The following is a 14,663-nucleotide window of genomic DNA, read 5'->3' as shown; positions in this document are numbered from 1 at the left end:
ATGACCCCTGATCAAGGCGACGCGTATCTGATGGCTCTCTCGCGGCATATCAACTGGAACCTGCTCTACACTTTCGTCGTCGTCGCCGAGGTCGAGAGCCTGTCGCGCGCCGCCCAGCTTCTGCGGCGTGGCCAGCCGGCGATCAGCGCTGCCTTGAAAAACCTCGAACGGCAACTCGACCATCAACTGGTCGAGCGTGGGCCACGCCATTTCAGGCTGACCGAGGCCGGCAAGCTGCTCTATCGGGAGGCGCGGGAAATCTGCGGCTCGATCGACCGCATTTCCGCGCTGCTGAAGGATCCGGGCGAGGTGCTCACCGGCAATGTCAGGCTGACCATTGCGAGCCATATGACGAGCGGGCTGATCGATCAGTCGCTGTTCGAATTCCATCAGCGCTACAAGCGCGCCACCATCTCCACAACGGTCATGAACAGCCGCGAGATGCTGGAGGCCATGGCCGACCGCCTGATCCATTTCGGCATCGGGCCGATCTTCAGCAAGCGGCCGGAATTCGAGTATTTTCACATCTTCAAGGAGTATTGCGCGTTTTATTGCGGAGCGAGCCATCCGTTCTTCGGACGAAGGGATATCGATCTCGCGGAAATGCAGGATCATTCGGCGATCATTTATCGCTCCTCGATCGAGTCCGACACGCTGCAGTCGATCACCGAGCTGACCAAACAGGTGAAATTCGCCATGCCCTCCACCGGCGTCGCGAACAATCTGGAAGAGGTGCGCCGGATGATCGTCTCGGGGCTCGGCATCGGTGCGATCCCGGTCCAGATCGCCGAACGCGACGTGCGGGACGGCATCCTCTGGCGCCTGCCACCCTATGAGGACGTCATGCCCATCGACGTTTTCCTGATCACCAATGGGCGGGTCCGTCCGAGCGCGACCGAGGCCGCCTTCATCGACGTGCTCAAGGAGGTCGTGCTCAGGACGCCGGAGGAGAAGCGGATCTACGCCAAGGACACGGTGTCCTGAAAGTCGCGTTCGGAAGATGTTCTGAACCGCCTGCGTGAAGCTCGGACGGACAGTCTTCGGTCGCCCGGTTTGCGGAGAAGGTGGAATTTTCCGAGCGGCGGTACTGTGTTCTTGCCGCGGCGGCCGGTCCCTCGCGGGAGCGTGGATCGAAACGGGGGAGGCAAGCTCGTGGTCGAGGCGGGCCTGTCAATTTCGGTCGGAATGCGCTGACGCCGCCGTCAGGCGCCGGGTGAGAGTCTGAAGAGGGCCATGGCTCTCTTGCGAGAGCGCCGATCGATAGAGCCCGATCACCGCATGGCATGCCGCATGAGACACCGGAGCCGATGGGTCCGGTCCAACGGGGCAACATGTTGTCGGGGATCCCCGCGAGGCGTCTTCCCTGGCGGCGCCCCATCTCCGCGTGCAACGGCCATCTGCCCTCGTCACGGTGGACGGCCATGCCCCTGCCGGGCGACAAGGGCGGGTTCAATGCAAGACCCACCTCACCAAGGGACGAGACCACCATGCCGATCATCCGTGTCGATATGTTCGAGGGACGCACGAGCGAGCAGAAGAGCAAGCTGACCAGGGAATTGACCGAGGCTTTCGTGCGCACCTGCGGCAGCACGCCCGACCAGGTTCAGGTGATGATCACCGAGTTCTCGCCGGCGCATTGGGGCGCGGGCGGCACGCTCGCCAGCGAAAAGGCCAAGAGCTGATCGGCTGCGGCGGGGAGCGCGCCTGCCGCGGAGGTTCGCGCGGGCCACGGTAGGGACAGGCAGCATCCCGATCAGGGGTGCTTCAGGGCGGTCAGGAGCGCTTCCGGCGGTGGCGCTTCCGGCCAGTGCGGCACGTCGTCCGCGATGACGAGCCAGGGCTGTTTCCGCTTCGCCCAGATATGGGCGACGACATGGAGCTCGTCGCTCCGGTCGAGCGTGCCGGCGCGGAGCACCACCAGTTCGGGCCGGGCGCTGTTGGTGTTGTAGATCCGGGTGTGGCAGGTCGCGCAGACGCGCTGGCGGGAGATCCGGCCGCTCGGCGAGGTCAGTTCATACAGAGCGACCGGCCCGGTCACGGTGAAGGCGCTCTCGGCGATCACGGCCTGCTGGCTGAAGGCACTGCCGCTCCAGGTCTGGCAATCCAGGCAGTGGCAGGCATAGCTGCGCGGCAATGCGTCGAGGGCGAGCCTGTAGCGGACCGCGCCGCAGCGACAGCCTCCCTCGATACCGCGTGTCATGGCCGTCATCCCTCTTTCACCCCACCTGCGCCCGCCGCCCGGCGGCTGTCTCGTCCGGTCCGCCGGCCGCGCTCGCCGCCACCCGGGTGAATTTCTGGAAGCGGCCGAGCGCCGCCGGTTTCGGCTGGTCGGGAAAGACCGCCAGCCAGTCGGTGGCCGCGACCTCGCCGACATACATATCGCCTTGCGAGTCGAGCGCGATCGCGTGCGGCGAGACGAACTGGCCGGGTTCCAGGCCCGCGCCCTTGCCCCGGTCGATGCGGGAGAGGAGCTTGCCGGACCGGTCGAGAATGCTGACGCGGGGACCGAGATTGGGCGTCAGCCGGTTGACCGGCTGATAGGGCGCGAGCTCGCCGACGATGCAATGGGGGCAGGGGCCGGGCGTGATGGCAAGCCCGCTCGGCCGGTGCATGTTGTTGATCTGCGTCTCGTAGCGGCCATGGCCGTCGAACACCTGGACGCGATGGTTCTCGCGGTCGGCGACATAGACCCAGCCGTCGGCGTCGCAGGCGATGTTGTGCGGCAGGTTGAATTCGCCGGGGCCGCTGCCCGGCCGACCCCAGGAGGCGAGATGCCGGCCGTCGGGTGCGAAGCGATGGACGGCGGCATTGCCGTAGCCGTCGGAGACGTAGATGTCGCCCTTGGGCGACAGCGCCGTGTGGGTGCAGCGGCAGAAAGGCGTTCCGCTCATGAAGGCGGCGGGTTTCTTCGGCTCGCCGATCTGCAGCAGCAGCCGGCCGTCCAGGCTGAATTTCCTTACCGTGTGGTCGCCATTGTCGGTGAGGTAGATCGTGTCGTCGGGACCGATGCTGGCGCCATGGGCATTGGTGAAGACGCCGTGGCCCCAGGAGGTGATGAAGCTGCCGGCCTGGTCCAGCACCACGACCGGGTGCTCGCCGCGATTGAACAGATAGACGCGGTCGCGGCGGTCGATCGCGATGCCGGCGACATCGCCGAGCACGATCCCGGCCGGCAGCTTCGCCCAATCCGGCGCCGCGTCGAAGCTGAATGCGTCCTGGCCCCATTGCTCCGTCATGAATCGCGCCCTCCCGCGCCGCTGCCCGACCGGTTCGCCGGTCGCATCCGCCGGCAGTGGAGAGCGCCGCCGGCGTGATGTCAAAGACCGGCTGCTCCGCTTCGCCGACGCGCCCCCACGACAGGCACCCGTATTGCTGCACGGCGATCATGATGGCTTGATTGTCGCGGCCATCCACGAGTCCAGCCGTTCAGCTTTGAAAATCTCCAGGACAATGTCGCCGAATCTGTCCGCTCAAAGAGCCAAATTCACTGCGACGGAACACTAGCCCCGGTGCATCAGGATCATCTTGTCCTGGGCCATTTCGCGCATGGTGTAAGGGATGCCGCCAATGCCGTAGCCGGACTCGCGCCGGCCGGCGAAAGGCATCCAGTCGGTGCGGAAGGCGGTCGGGTCGTTGATCATGACGGCGGAGGCATCGAGCCGGTCGGCGGCGCGCATGGCGACACCGATATCCTGGGCGAAGACGCTGGCCTGGAACGCCACCGGCAGGGAATTGGCCTCGGCCACCGCGTCTTCGAGGCGCGTATAGGGGTAGACGCAGACCACCGGGCCGAAGATCTCCTCGCGCGAGACGCGGGCGTCGCGGGAGGGACCGAGCAGCACGGTCGGCTGCAAGGTGGTCTCGGACAGGCGGCCGCCGCCGGTCGCGATGCGCGCGCCGCCGGTGACCGCTTCCGCGACCCAGGCGGCGATCCGGTCGGCCTCGCGCGGATGGATCAGCGGTCCCACCTCGGTATCGGCGAGCGTCGGGTCGCCGACCCGCAGCTTGGCGACGCGCGCGACCAGGCGCTCGGTGAATTCCGCGGCGATATCGGCATGGACGAAGATGCGCTGGGTCGACACGCAGACCTGGCCGGCATGGTAATAGCCGCCCTTGACGATCGGCTCGATGATCCGGTCGAGATCGGCGCTGCGGTCGACGATGGCCGGCGCCGCGCCGCCATGTTCCAGGGCCGAGCGTGCGCCATGGCTCAGCTTGCCATGCAGGTACCAGCCGACCTTGGCCGAGCCGATGAAGCTGAGGAAGTTGATGCGCCGGTCGGTGGCGAGCTTCTCGGCCAGCGCATTGCCGTCCGGGATGAAGCTCTGGCACCAGGGCTCGGCCAAGCCGGCCTCGTGGACCAGGGCGACGATATCGCGGCATGACAGCGGCGTCGGGCCGGCCGGCTTGATGATGACCGGGCAGCCGACCGCGATCGCCGGCGCCACCTGGTGGACGATCAGGTTCAGCGGATGGTTGAAGGCCGAGATGGCGGCGACGATGCCGATCGGCTCCTTGGTGGTGAAGGCCCAGCGGTCGGCGCCCGCCGGCGACAGGCCCATCGGAATTTCGCGGCCGGCGAAATTGCGCAGCTCGTCGGCGGCATTGTGCACGCCGTCGATGGCGCGGTTGGTTTCGACGATCGCGTCGGGCAGCGGCTTGCCGCCCTCGCGCGCGATCTGCCGGGCGAAATGGTCGCGGCGGGTTTCCATCAGCGCGGCGAGGCGGCGCAACACCGCGATCCGCTCATAGGGCTTCAGCCAGTGGTCGCGGTCGCGGAACACCCGTTCGGCCGCTTGCAGCTTGGTTTCGAGGGCGGCCTCGTCGTCGGTCTCCACCTCGGCGATGGGCGCGCGGTCATAGGCTTGAACGACCTGTAGCATCGTCGATCTCCTGATCTTGCTGACGTCGATATCGGCCGCGCGGGCTCGTGCCCGATGTCGCCGACCGGCGCGGGCAGCCGCCGGCATTATTGCGCGCGTGCCGGCCGCAGCGGAAGCCCCGGAGCCGCGTCGGGCCGATGCCATCGCCGGGCCGTCAGGCCCACTGGACCGGCGCGGCCCGGCCGGTGATAGTGGCCCATGCGGACGACCACTCCGTGGGTGGGCGAGGTCGCCCCAAACGACGAAGGCGGGCCATGATGCGCCACCGCCGACGGGCCGCGTCCGCGGCCGCCCTGGCGGGTGCCCTGCTGGCGCCCGATCTGTCGCGGGCCGAGAACCGCGGGCTGGTCTATGACGGCGACGGCTTTGCCGTGCGCGCCCATATCGAGGCCGGCCTCAACGCCGTGTTCGAGCGCAACCTGTTCTGGGAGCTCGCCAGGGCGACGTCACCGGCGGTGCCTTTCAACCCGAACACCCAATGGCTCGAGGCCTATGTCAAACCCGGGCTGAGCTGGACCGCCAGTCTCGCCGACGGCCTGACCGCCTATGGCAAGCTGTCGATGGTCGCTTCCGGCACCCACGGTACCGACGCCTTCGGCACCGGCAATGTCGGGCGCGTCACCCTGGAGGAGGGGTATGCCGGCCTGCGCGCGGTCACGACGGGCGGCTGGACGGTCGATCTGTCGATCGGGCCGCGCGAATTCAAGGCAGGCACCGGCATGCTGCTCGCCAATGGCGGCACCAGCGGTTTCGAGCGCGGCGCGCTGAAGCTCGGCCCGCGCAAGGCCTGGGAGTTCGCGGCGTTGGGGCGTGTCGCCGCCGGCGGCTTCACCGCGACCGCCTTCTATCTCGATCCGAACGAACTGCCGGCCAATAACAGCTTCACCAAGATCGCCGGCGTCGATTTCCGCTATGACGGGCCGGGCGGAACCTTCGCCGGCCTCACCTATGGCCATGTGCTGCAATCGCAGGCGCCCTATCCGCAGGCCGCTCCCGGCGGCATCGGCCCGCCTTCGATCATTCCCGGTGGGCGCAACGGGTTGAACTTCGTCAATCTCTACTGGCGCGCCAAGCCGTTCGGCGGCGTGCTCGAGCCCTTGTTCTTCGCCGCCGATTTCGCTTATGAATGGAACCGCTCGGTCGACCTGCAGGCCTGGGCCGCGCGCATCCAGATCGGTTATACCTTCGCCGACCTGCCATGGTCGCCGACGCTGACCTATTCGTACCAGACCTTCTCCGGCGACAACCCGCTGACCAGGCGCAACGAACGGTTCGACCCGCTCTATTTCGAGGGGACGCCGAGCTCCTGGTCGACCGGATCGAAGTCGTCGATGGTGTTCATCAATTCGAACGTCAATGCCCATCAGATCGCGCTGAGGCTGAACCCGACCGAGCGGGACACGCTGACGCTGCGCTATTCCAATATCAATGCCAATCAACTGGGCAGTCCGATCCAGTTCGGCCAGGGCACCCGCCTGGAAATCTATAACGGCGTGCCGATCCTGATCACGGGGGTGACCACTCCGCACCTCGCCGACGACATCTTCATCGAATATACCCGCAAGGTGAACGCCAATACCTATCTGACCGCCGGCTTCAGCGTGTCCTTTCCCGGAGCCGGGATCGCCTCGATCGTGCCGTCCAAGACGCCCGCCTGGTCCGGAGGTTTCATCAATGTCGTCGTCAGCTATTGAGGGCCGGCCTGCGGCCAGGGGCCCGATATCCCGGTTCATGATCATGGCGGTTGTCGCGACCGCCGTCGGCGGCGCGATGGGACCGATGATCGCGCGGGCCCAGCAACCGCCGGCACCGCTGTCGGCGGAGGCTTCCGACCCGCGGACGCTCGGCTGGATGCGCGGAGCGCCGCCGCCGGCCGACAAGGTGATCCGCTTTTCCGATCCCGATTTCTTCAGTTTTCCCCGGCTGCGCTGGACCGTCTGCCATAATCGCGAGCTGATGCCGACGGTCGGCGTCAGCCGGGGCCTCGGCGCGCCGGTGCCGCTGGCGCGCCGGATCGACGAGACGATCGACGCGGTCCGGTTCACGCCGCTCGGCGGCGGAGCCGAGATGACCTGGGCGCAGTCGCTCGCCGCCAATTACACCGACGGCGTCGCCATCCTGCGCGACGGCGTGCTGGTCTATGAGCGCTATTCCGGCTGCCTCGACGCAGGCGGCCAGCACGCCGCCATGTCGGTGACCAAGTCGCTGACCGGATTGCTCGGCGAGATGCTGGTGGCCGAGGGCGTGATCGACGAACAGGCCAGCGTCGCGACCATCGTGCCGGAGCTTGCCGGCAGCGCCTTCGGCGACGCGACGGTGAAGCAGGTGCTGGAGATGACCACCGGGCTTCGCTTCAGCGAGGACTATGCCGATCCGCAGGCCGAGGTCTGGCAGCATGCGGCCGCCGGCAATCCCTTGCCGAAGCCCGCCGGCTATAGCGGGCCGCGCAGCTATTTCGACTTCCTCCGGACGGTGGCGAAGCAGGGCGAGCACGGTGCCGCCTTCGGCTATCGCACCGTCAATACCGATGCACTCGGCTGGATCATCGCGCGGGCCACCGGCAAATCCGTCGCGACCCTGCTGTCGGAACGGATCTGGAGCCGGATGGGCGCCGAGCAGGACGCCTATTATGCGGTGGATTCGATCGGCACGCCATTTGCCGGCGGCGGCCTGAGCGCCGGCCTGCGCGACATGGCGCGGATCGGCCAATTGATGCTCGACGGCGGCATGATCAACGGCCAGCGGCTGGTGCCGGAGGCGGCGATCGCCCGCATTCGCGCCGGCGGCGACCGCGCGGCCTTCGAGAAGGCCGGCTATGCGCTGCTCGGGGGCTGGAGCTATCGCGGCATGTGGTGGATCAGCCACAATGCCCATGGCGCCTTCATGGCGCGCGGCGTGCACGGCCAGTCGATCTATGTCGATCCGGCCGCGCGCATGGTGATCGCCCGGTTTTCGTCGCACCCGCAGGCCGGCAATGCCGCCAATGATCCGACCACGCTGCCGGCCTATGAGGCGGTGGCCAACCACCTGATGCGCTGACGGTCACCCTCCCGGCGGTCACATCATCGTCAGCGTGGAGCTCCGGTCGCCCGCGCCAATTGCACCCTGGCGCGGGCTCGTTATCGTCGCCGTTCCCGTTCGGCGACCCAGGAGCCTTGGATGTCCGATCTCTCAGCCTTTCCGATCGCCACGCGCTGGCCGGCCGCCCATCCGGACTGGCTGCAGCTCTATTCCCTGCCGACGCCGAACGGCGTCAAGGTCTCGATCATGCTGGAGGAGATCGGGCTGCCCTACGAGCCGCATCTGATCGATATCGGCAAGAACGAGAGCTGGACGCCCGAATTCCTGGCGCTCAACCCGAACGGCAAGATCCCCGCGATCATCGATCCCGACGGGCCCGATGGCCGGCCGCTGGCCTTGTTCGAGTCGGGCGCGATCCTGATCTATCTCGCCGAGAAGACGGGCAAGCTGCTGCCGGCCGACGCGGCGAGGCGCTACGAGACCATCCAGTGGGTGTTCTTCCAGATGGCGGCGGTCGGGCCGATGTTCGGCCAGGTCGGCTTCTTCCACAAGTTCGCCGGCCGGGAGTTCGAGGACAAGCGGCCACTGCAGCGCTATGTCACCGAGTCCAAGCGCCTGCTCGGCGTGCTGGAGACGCGGCTGGCCGGCCGGCAATGGATCATGGGCGACGACTATACGATCGCCGATGTTTCTCTGCTCGGCTGGGTGCGCAACCTGGTCGGCTTCTACGGCGCCGGCGAGTTGGTCGAGTATGACCGGCTCAGCCAGGTGCCGGCCTGGCTGGAGCGGGGCCTCGCCCGGCCCGCCGTGCAGCGCGGCCTGGAGATCCCCAAAAGGGGGTGATGGGCGCCACCGAGCCGCGCGCGATCGAACCGCCCGTGGTCAAGCGGCTCGTGGTCATGCGGCCCGTCCTGGCGCCGGCGGGCGCCGGACATAACCGCGCGATACGGCGCGGTCGCGGTCCTCGGCGAGGGTGCGGATATCGCTCATCAGGGCGCGCAACGCCGCCCTCGGGTCGCCGCCGAATTCGGCGATGACGGCGTCGATCTCCGCTTCGCTCGGGGTTCTGTCATCGTGACCGGCGGCACCGGCTGCTTCGCTGGTCATGGCTGTTCCCTATCCATTCGCCTTGGATTTTCTCTTTTTGTTCCCGTTTTGTACGTGTAGCAAGAGGTCGGCCGCTACCTGAGGCTGGTCATCGGTTGCAAAACGGCACAATTCCCCAAGACCTGGCCCATCGGCGCTCAGCGCCGGACCGGGGGGCCGCGCGGTGGCGCGGGCCGGGACCAATGGTCGGGCCCCGGCCGGTTCATCCGGTATTCACCCGAGGGGCGGCCTATTGGCGGCGGGGGCGCAGTGAATTGAAGGAATCGGCATGAGCGAAAATACAATGTCCCGCAGGGGCTGGCTGCTGGCCGCTCTTGGTGGCCTCGCGGTCATGACGGTCGGCGCCGCGGAAGCGGAAGCCCGCGACGGTCATGGCCACCGGCATGGGCATGGCCATCGCCATGGCCATGGTCATCGCCATGGTCACGGGCATGGCCACGGCCATCGGCATGGCCACCATCACCACCGTCATCGGCATGGCTGGGGCGGCCACTGGGTGCCGCCGGGGCATCGCCACCGGCACCACCGGCACGGCCCGCCTCCGGGCCATGGCTGGCGCCGCTCGTCCGGCTGGTAAGGTCTGAGATCGCGGGCCGGCGGGACCATGGTCCCGCCGGGCTTGCCCGGCAGCGAAGCGCCGCGGCGACCCCTGGGCAGTGGGGCGGACGACGATCTCGCCGGCATCGTCATCGGCCGGCCGCGCGGGCAGGGGCGAAAAGCGCAACAGAAATAGCCCTCTCCCAGAGGGAGAGGGCTATTTGGTGCCCCTCACATCAGCTTGTCGAAAGTGATCGGCAGGTCGCGCACGCGCTTGCCGGTCGCGTGGAACACCGCGTTGGCGATGGCCGGCGCCACGCCGACAATGCCGAGCTCGCCGACCGCCTTGCCGCCGAGCGCGGAAGCGTGGAGATCGGGGACGCCGACCGAGATCACCTGGAGGTCGGGAATGTCGGCATTGGTCGGCACCAGGTAGTCGCCGAGATTGTTGTTGATCACCCGGCCGTGCCTGGCGTCGACCAGGCCTTCCTCCAGCAAGGCCTGGCCGATGCCCATGATGATGCCGCCCTTCCACTGGCTTTCGGCGAGCTTGGGGTTGTAGAGCCGGCCGGAATCGAAGGCCGAGACCATGCGCGAGACGCGGACGGTGCCGAAATCCTCGTCGACGCGCACCTCGACGAAATGGGCGCACCAGCTGTGCATGGAATAGTCGCCATCGGTCGGTGCGCGCATGGTCGAGACCGTGGTGAAATTGTCGTAGCGCCTGGCCTCGGCCGTGCGGTTCTCCGCGAGGGTATCGCGCAGGGCCTCGATCCGGTCGCGGCCGAGCCTGCTCATCAGATCGGCGATCGTGAGGTCCGGACCGCCTTGCCGGGGCGATCCAATCCGGCCATCGGCGACGACCAGCGTATTGGCCTGCAGCTCACGGAACGGCGACGCCGGATCGGCGATCGCAAGTCCGATCAGCGCGTCGCGGGCGGCGAGCGCGGCCTTGTGCACCGCCCCGGTGATCAGGTTGGCGAATTGCGAACCGCCGGAGACCGGCGCGCGCGGCAGTTCGGAATCCCCGAGCTTGACGCGGACCTGCCCCACCGGCACGCCGACCGCATCGGCGGCGGTCTGGGCCAGGATCGTATAGGTGCCGGTGCCCATGTCGGTGCCGCTGCTCGCGACCTCGACGGTGCCGTCGGCGAGAATGCGCACCAAGGCCTCGCCGGCGGTGCGGCGCACCGGATAGGTGCCGGCCGCCACTCCCCAGCCGATCAGTTGCCGGCCGTCGCGCATCGAGCGCGGCGCGGCCGAGCGCCTCGACCAGCCGAAGGCTTCGGCGCCGGCGGCATAGGCTTCGCGCAGCCGGCGGGTCGACCAGGGCTTGTCGGCCTGCTGGTCGCGCTCGGCATAATTGATCAGCCGGATCTCCAGCGGATCGATGCCGGCGGCATAGCTCAGCTCGTCGATGGCGCTTTCCAGGCCGAAGGCGCTGGGGTTTTCGCCCGGCGCCCGCAATGGTCCGGGCAGCACGGTATTGACCGGCACGACATTCTGCCGCGACGACAGGTTGGGCGTCGCATACATGATCGTGGTGACCGAGCCGAGCGGCTCCACCGCGACGCCGTCGACGGCGGTTTCGTTGGCGCCGCGCTGAATGATCGAGACGAGCTTGCCGGTCCGGTCGGCGCCGAGCGACAGGGTCTGGCGGGTTGCCGGCCGCCCGCCATAGGCGGTGAAGGTCTGGGGCCGGGTGACGGCCAGCTTGACCGGGCGGTCGAGCAATTTCGCCGCCATGACGGCTATGGCGCCATGGCCGTAGGCGAGCGCCTTGGAACCGAAGCCGCCGCCGATGAAGGGCGAGATCAGCCGGACCTTGTCGAAGGGCAGGCCGAACCATTCGGCATAGGTGCGCGCCATGCCGTCGAGCCATTGGCTCGGCTCCCAGACGGTCAGCCCGTCGCCGTCCCAGCGGGCGATCAGCCCATGCGGTTCGATCGGCACGTTATATTCGCGTGGCGTGCGGTATTCGGCCTCGATGCGGATGGGGGCCGCGGCAAAGGCCGCCGCCGCGTCGCCCCATTCCGCGGTCATCGGGGCGAGCGGCATGCCATCGCCGGCCTTGGGGTCGTCGAGGCCCGCTATCGCTGCCGTCCGGTCATAGCTGATGTCGATCAGCGCCGCCGCGGCGGTCGCCTGTTCGAAAGTCTCGGCGACGACGGCGGCGACCTGCTGGCCGTTGAAGGTGATGTCGCGGGCGAGCGGATGATAATGCGGCTCGGCCGGCGGCGCGCCGAGCCAACTCGAGGCGCCGTGCAGCGGCGGCGCATTGTCGTGGGTCAGCACCAGCAGCACGCCGGGCGAATCCTCGGCCGCCGTCACGTCGATGCTGCTGATCCGGCCGGCGGCAATCGTGCTCTGCACGGTCACGGCATAGGCCAGGCCTTCGACGGGATGTTCGACCGCGTAGGTGGCGCGGCCGGTGATCTTGGCCGGGCCGTCCAGGCGTGACAGGCGGGCGCCGAGCGCGCCGCCGCCATCGGACGCGTCGCCACGTTTCATCGATGTGTCGGGGCTGGTCATGCCGTCTCTCCCAAAGCGAGGATGGCGCGCGCCACGACGCGCGGCGCGAGATCGATCTTGGCGTGGTTGGCGCCGGTGGCGACCGCGCCTTCGACCGCCAGCAGGCTGGCGCGCTTCACCGTTTCCGGCTCCAGCGGCCGGCCCTTGAGGGCCGTCTCGAGGCTCGAGGCCCGCCACGGCTTGGTGGCGATGCCGCCGAGCGCCACCCTGATGTCGCGAATGGTCCGGCCGTCGGCTTCGAGTTCGAGGCCGACGGCGGCGCTCGCCGCGGCGAATTCATAGGACTGGCGGTCGCGCACCTTGAGAAAGGTCGAGCGGCGCGCGGCGGCCGAGGCGGGCAAGGTCACCTTGGTGATCAGCTCGCCGGGCGCGATCGGGTGCTCGCGCTCGGGCGTGGCGCCCGGCAGCAGGAAGAAGTCGTCGATCGCGATCTGACGCTCACCCAGATGCACCAGTGCGTCGAAGGCGGTCAGCGCCACCGCGAGATCGCCGGGATAGGTGGCGATGCAAGCCTCGCTCGCCCCCAGCACCGCATGGTTGCGGGTGACCCCGCCGAGCGCCGCGCAGCCCGAGCCGGGTGCCCGCTTGTTGCAGGCCGGGAAGGTGGCGGGATCGCGGAAATAGGCGCAGCGCGTGCGCTGCATCAGGTTGCCGCCAATGGTCGCCATGTTGCGGATCTGCGCCGAGGCGGCCAGCGACAGGGCTTCGGCGACGGCCGGGAAAAACGCCTTGATGCCGGCATGGCCGGCGACATGGCTCATCTTGGCGAGCGCGCCGATGCTGGCGCCGCCGGCATCGGCGCGAACCCCGTCGAGCCCGGCGAGATGGCTGATGTCGACGACCTCGTCGGGCTCGGCGACGCCGCATTTGGCGAGGTCGAGCAAGGTGGTGCCGCCGGCGAGCAGCATGGCGCCGGGCAACGCCGCCCATTGCCGGGCTTCGGCGGGGGATGTGGCGCGCAGATAGGTGAAGTCCTTCATGACATCACCTCCGCGGCCCGGCGCACCGCCGCGACGATATGGGGATAGGCGCCGCAGCGGCAGAGATTGCCGGCCATGGCCTCGCGGATCGCGTCGTTCGAGCCGGCATGGCCTTCGCGGATACAGGCGACCGCCGACATGATCTGGCCGGGCGTGCAATAGCCGCATTGGAAGGCGTCCTCGGCCAGGAAGGCGGCCTGCACCGGGTGCAGCGCGCCGTCGGGCCCGGCAAGCCCCTCGATCGTGGTGATGGCGCGGCCTTCGGCCTGCACCGCCAGCGTCAGGCAGGACAGCGCCCGTTCGCCGTCGATATGCACGGTGCAGGCGCCGCACTGGCCCTGGTCGCAGCCCTTCTTGGTGCCGGTGAGGCCGAGATGATCGCGCAGCGCATCGAGCAGGGTGACGCGCGGCTCGAGCGCCAGGTCGAAGGCCTGGCCGTTGATGTCGAGATGGATGGTGGTTCGGTTCGCCATGGCTGTCCGGCTCCGATGGGGTTTGGACGAGGGTGCGAAAGGGGCATGAAGCATGGGGCGGCGGGGGCGGTCGCCCGCGTCGGACTGTCGGGCTGGTACCGCCCGAACCTCGTGCGGAGCGGGCGGGCCGAGATGCGGGCGCCGGCGCCGCGATCCCGTGTTCGGGGCTGTCGGAGCTTACACCCAATAAAAGCGGGCAGGGTCAGCTCTTGCAACGTCACGGAGGCATGACATGTTCGGTCGAGGGTGAGATAAGGGCTCGAAGCCGCCCCGGCCAATAAACGGAGGCGCCTCCGTTTATGCAACATAGAGGTTTGGCCGGCGCGGTTCAAGCCCCTGTCGGCGTGGGAGTGGATCTTTGGCTGGCGAACCATCGGCCGGACCTGAAGCGGTCGAGGCCGACCCCGACAAGAAGGCCCTGCGGGCCGATGCCCGGCGCAACCGCGACAGGCTGGTCGAGGTTGCGGCCGCGGCCTTCGCCGAGCATGGGCTCGACACCTCGCTGGAAGACATCGCACGGCGCGCCGGCGTCGGCATCGGCACGCTCTACCGGCACTTCCCGACCCGCGAGCACCTGGTCGAGATCGCCTATCGCCGCGAGGTCGAGGCGCTGATCGCGGCAGCCGACGAACTCGCCGCGGCCGGGCCACCGGATGTGGCTCTGGCCGAGTGGATGCAGCGCTTCGTCGGCTATATCGCCACCAAGCGCGGCATGGCCGACAGCCTGCGCATCCTGCTCACCACCAAATCGGAACTGTTCGCCCAATCCTCCGGTCTCGTGCCCCTGGCGCTGAAGCGGCTGGTCGAGGCGGCCATCGCCGACGGCTCGATCCGAGGCGATGTCGAGAGCGCCGACGTGCTGCATGCCCTGTTCGCGACCTATTCGACGCCCGATACACCGGACTGGCAGGCGCGTTCGCGCAGGCTCGCATCGCTGCTGATGGACGGCTTGCGGTGGGGGGCGCCGAAGGGCCGATGAACGCCGGGGAGCTGTCGATGGGATATGGCTCGGATGTCGGTTTCGTCGGGTTCGCCGTCGACGGCAGCCAGTTGCCGCGTGCGCCGCGTCGTGATCCACTTGGCCTTGTTGCGGCATGTGCGTTGGGATTCCGGCCAGACCATTCTGGATG

14 protein-coding genes are annotated in these 14,663 nt (G+C 68.3%); 6 read left to right on the top strand and 8 right to left on the bottom strand.

Annotation, left to right across the window (positions count from 1 at the left end; genetic code table 11):
• Positions 1–984 carry a LysR family transcriptional regulator gene (locus AC07WJ_RS28895; protein ID WP_494938157.1) on the top strand — a complete coding sequence of 328 codons (984 nt, stop codon included), beginning with the start codon at positions 1–3 and terminating at the stop codon, positions 982–984.
• A 503-nt stretch (positions 985–1,487) separates the two neighbouring features.
• Complete coding sequence (gene thmT, locus AC07WJ_RS28890; RefSeq protein WP_494938156.1) at positions 1,488–1,682, top strand: 2-hydroxymuconate tautomerase; 195 nt, start codon at positions 1,488–1,490, stop codon at positions 1,680–1,682.
• Between the two features lie 71 nt (positions 1,683–1,753).
• Here thmT and AC07WJ_RS28885 read toward each other — a convergent pair whose 3' ends face one another.
• The 3 genes from AC07WJ_RS28885 to AC07WJ_RS28875 all read right to left on the bottom strand — a co-directional run bounded on the left by AC07WJ_RS28885 (position 1,754) and on the right by AC07WJ_RS28875 (position 4,883).
• Complete coding sequence (locus tag AC07WJ_RS28885; RefSeq protein WP_494938155.1) at positions 1,754–2,200, bottom strand: GFA family protein; 447 nt, start codon at positions 2,198–2,200, stop codon at positions 1,754–1,756.
• 16 nt (positions 2,201–2,216) lie between these two features.
• A complete protein-coding gene (locus AC07WJ_RS28880) occupies positions 2,217–3,236 on the bottom strand; it encodes a peptidyl-alpha-hydroxyglycine alpha-amidating lyase family protein (protein ID WP_494938154.1) in 1,020 nt (339 codons plus the stop codon).
• 264 nt (positions 3,237–3,500) lie between these two features.
• Complete coding sequence (locus AC07WJ_RS28875; protein ID WP_494938153.1) at positions 3,501–4,883, bottom strand: aldehyde dehydrogenase family protein; 1,383 nt, start codon at positions 4,881–4,883, stop codon at positions 3,501–3,503.
• Between the two features lie 254 nt (positions 4,884–5,137).
• On the opposite strand from AC07WJ_RS28875, the gene AC07WJ_RS28870 reads away from it, so the two are divergent.
• The 3 genes from AC07WJ_RS28870 (at position 5,138) to AC07WJ_RS28860 (ending at position 8,747) form a co-directional block, all read left to right on the top strand.
• Positions 5,138–6,577 (top strand): alginate export family protein, encoded by a 1,440-nt coding sequence (locus tag AC07WJ_RS28870; RefSeq protein WP_494938152.1) that lies wholly within the window; start codon positions 5,138–5,140, stop codon positions 6,575–6,577.
• A gap of 76 nt (positions 6,578–6,653) precedes the next feature.
• A complete protein-coding gene (locus AC07WJ_RS28865) occupies positions 6,654–7,922 on the top strand; it encodes a serine hydrolase domain-containing protein (RefSeq protein ID WP_494938216.1) in 1,269 nt (422 codons plus the stop codon).
• A 120-nt stretch (positions 7,923–8,042) separates the two neighbouring features.
• A complete protein-coding gene (locus AC07WJ_RS28860) occupies positions 8,043–8,747 on the top strand; it encodes a glutathione S-transferase N-terminal domain-containing protein (protein ID WP_494938151.1) in 705 nt (234 codons plus the stop codon).
• A gap of 54 nt (positions 8,748–8,801) precedes the next feature.
• On the opposite strand, the gene AC07WJ_RS28855 is transcribed toward AC07WJ_RS28860, so the two are convergent.
• The 5 genes from AC07WJ_RS28855 to AC07WJ_RS28835 all read right to left on the bottom strand — a co-directional run bounded on the left by AC07WJ_RS28855 (position 8,802) and on the right by AC07WJ_RS28835 (position 13,533).
• Positions 8,802–9,011, bottom strand: a complete 210-nt coding sequence (locus AC07WJ_RS28855; RefSeq protein ID WP_494938150.1) for a hypothetical protein — start codon at positions 9,009–9,011, stop codon at positions 8,802–8,804.
• 229 nt (positions 9,012–9,240) lie between these two features.
• Positions 9,241–9,543: a hypothetical protein gene (locus AC07WJ_RS28850; RefSeq protein WP_494938149.1), complete on the bottom strand. Its 303-nt coding sequence runs from the start codon at positions 9,541–9,543 to the stop codon at positions 9,241–9,243.
• Between the two features lie 236 nt (positions 9,544–9,779).
• Positions 9,780–12,080, bottom strand: a complete 2,301-nt coding sequence (locus AC07WJ_RS28845; RefSeq protein WP_494938148.1) for a xanthine dehydrogenase family protein molybdopterin-binding subunit — start codon at positions 12,078–12,080, stop codon at positions 9,780–9,782.
• A complete protein-coding gene (locus tag AC07WJ_RS28840; RefSeq protein WP_494938147.1) occupies positions 12,077–13,060 on the bottom strand; it encodes an FAD binding domain-containing protein in 984 nt (327 codons plus the stop codon). Before AC07WJ_RS28840 ends, AC07WJ_RS28845 begins: the two co-directional genes overlap by 4 nt.
• Positions 13,057–13,533, bottom strand: a complete 477-nt coding sequence (locus AC07WJ_RS28835; RefSeq protein WP_494938146.1) for a (2Fe-2S)-binding protein — start codon at positions 13,531–13,533, stop codon at positions 13,057–13,059. The genes AC07WJ_RS28840 and AC07WJ_RS28835 overlap by 4 nt, the downstream gene beginning before the upstream one ends.
• 358 nt (positions 13,534–13,891) lie before the next feature.
• Between AC07WJ_RS28835 and AC07WJ_RS28830 the strand changes: the two genes are divergently transcribed.
• Positions 13,892–14,512, top strand: a complete 621-nt coding sequence (locus tag AC07WJ_RS28830; RefSeq protein WP_494938145.1) for a TetR/AcrR family transcriptional regulator — start codon at positions 13,892–13,894, stop codon at positions 14,510–14,512.
• The last annotated feature ends 151 nt before the right edge of the window (positions 14,513–14,663 follow it).

Source organism: Phreatobacter sp. GW821-FHT04C01, from assembly GCF_059420385.1.
This window is presented reverse-complemented; position numbering and strand designations above follow the sequence as displayed.

Excerpts from the sequence above, each read along its gene's own strand:
- AC07WJ_RS28895 (WP_494938157.1), top strand. The coding sequence starts at position 1 with ATGACCCCTGATCAAGGCGACGCGTATCTGATGGCTCTCTCGCGGCAT.
- thmT (WP_494938156.1), top strand. The coding sequence starts at position 1,488 with ATGCCGATCATCCGTGTCGATATGTTCGAGGGACGCACGAGCGAGCAG.
- AC07WJ_RS28885 (WP_494938155.1), bottom strand. The coding sequence starts at position 2,200 with ATGACACGCGGTATCGAGGGAGGCTGTCGCTGCGGCGCGGTCCGCTAC.
- AC07WJ_RS28880 (WP_494938154.1), bottom strand. The coding sequence starts at position 3,236 with ATGACGGAGCAATGGGGCCAGGACGCATTCAGCTTCGACGCGGCGCCG.
- AC07WJ_RS28875 (WP_494938153.1), bottom strand. The coding sequence starts at position 4,883 with ATGCTACAGGTCGTTCAAGCCTATGACCGCGCGCCCATCGCCGAGGTG.
- AC07WJ_RS28870 (WP_494938152.1), top strand. The coding sequence starts at position 5,138 with ATGATGCGCCACCGCCGACGGGCCGCGTCCGCGGCCGCCCTGGCGGGT.
- AC07WJ_RS28865 (WP_494938216.1), top strand. The coding sequence starts at position 6,654 with ATGGGACCGATGATCGCGCGGGCCCAGCAACCGCCGGCACCGCTGTCG.
- AC07WJ_RS28860 (WP_494938151.1), top strand. The coding sequence starts at position 8,043 with ATGTCCGATCTCTCAGCCTTTCCGATCGCCACGCGCTGGCCGGCCGCC.
- AC07WJ_RS28855 (WP_494938150.1), bottom strand. The coding sequence starts at position 9,011 with ATGACCAGCGAAGCAGCCGGTGCCGCCGGTCACGATGACAGAACCCCG.
- AC07WJ_RS28845 (WP_494938148.1), bottom strand. The coding sequence starts at position 12,080 with ATGACCAGCCCCGACACATCGATGAAACGTGGCGACGCGTCCGATGGC.
- AC07WJ_RS28840 (WP_494938147.1), bottom strand. The coding sequence starts at position 13,060 with ATGAAGGACTTCACCTATCTGCGCGCCACATCCCCCGCCGAAGCCCGG.
- AC07WJ_RS28835 (WP_494938146.1), bottom strand. The coding sequence starts at position 13,533 with ATGGCGAACCGAACCACCATCCATCTCGACATCAACGGCCAGGCCTTC.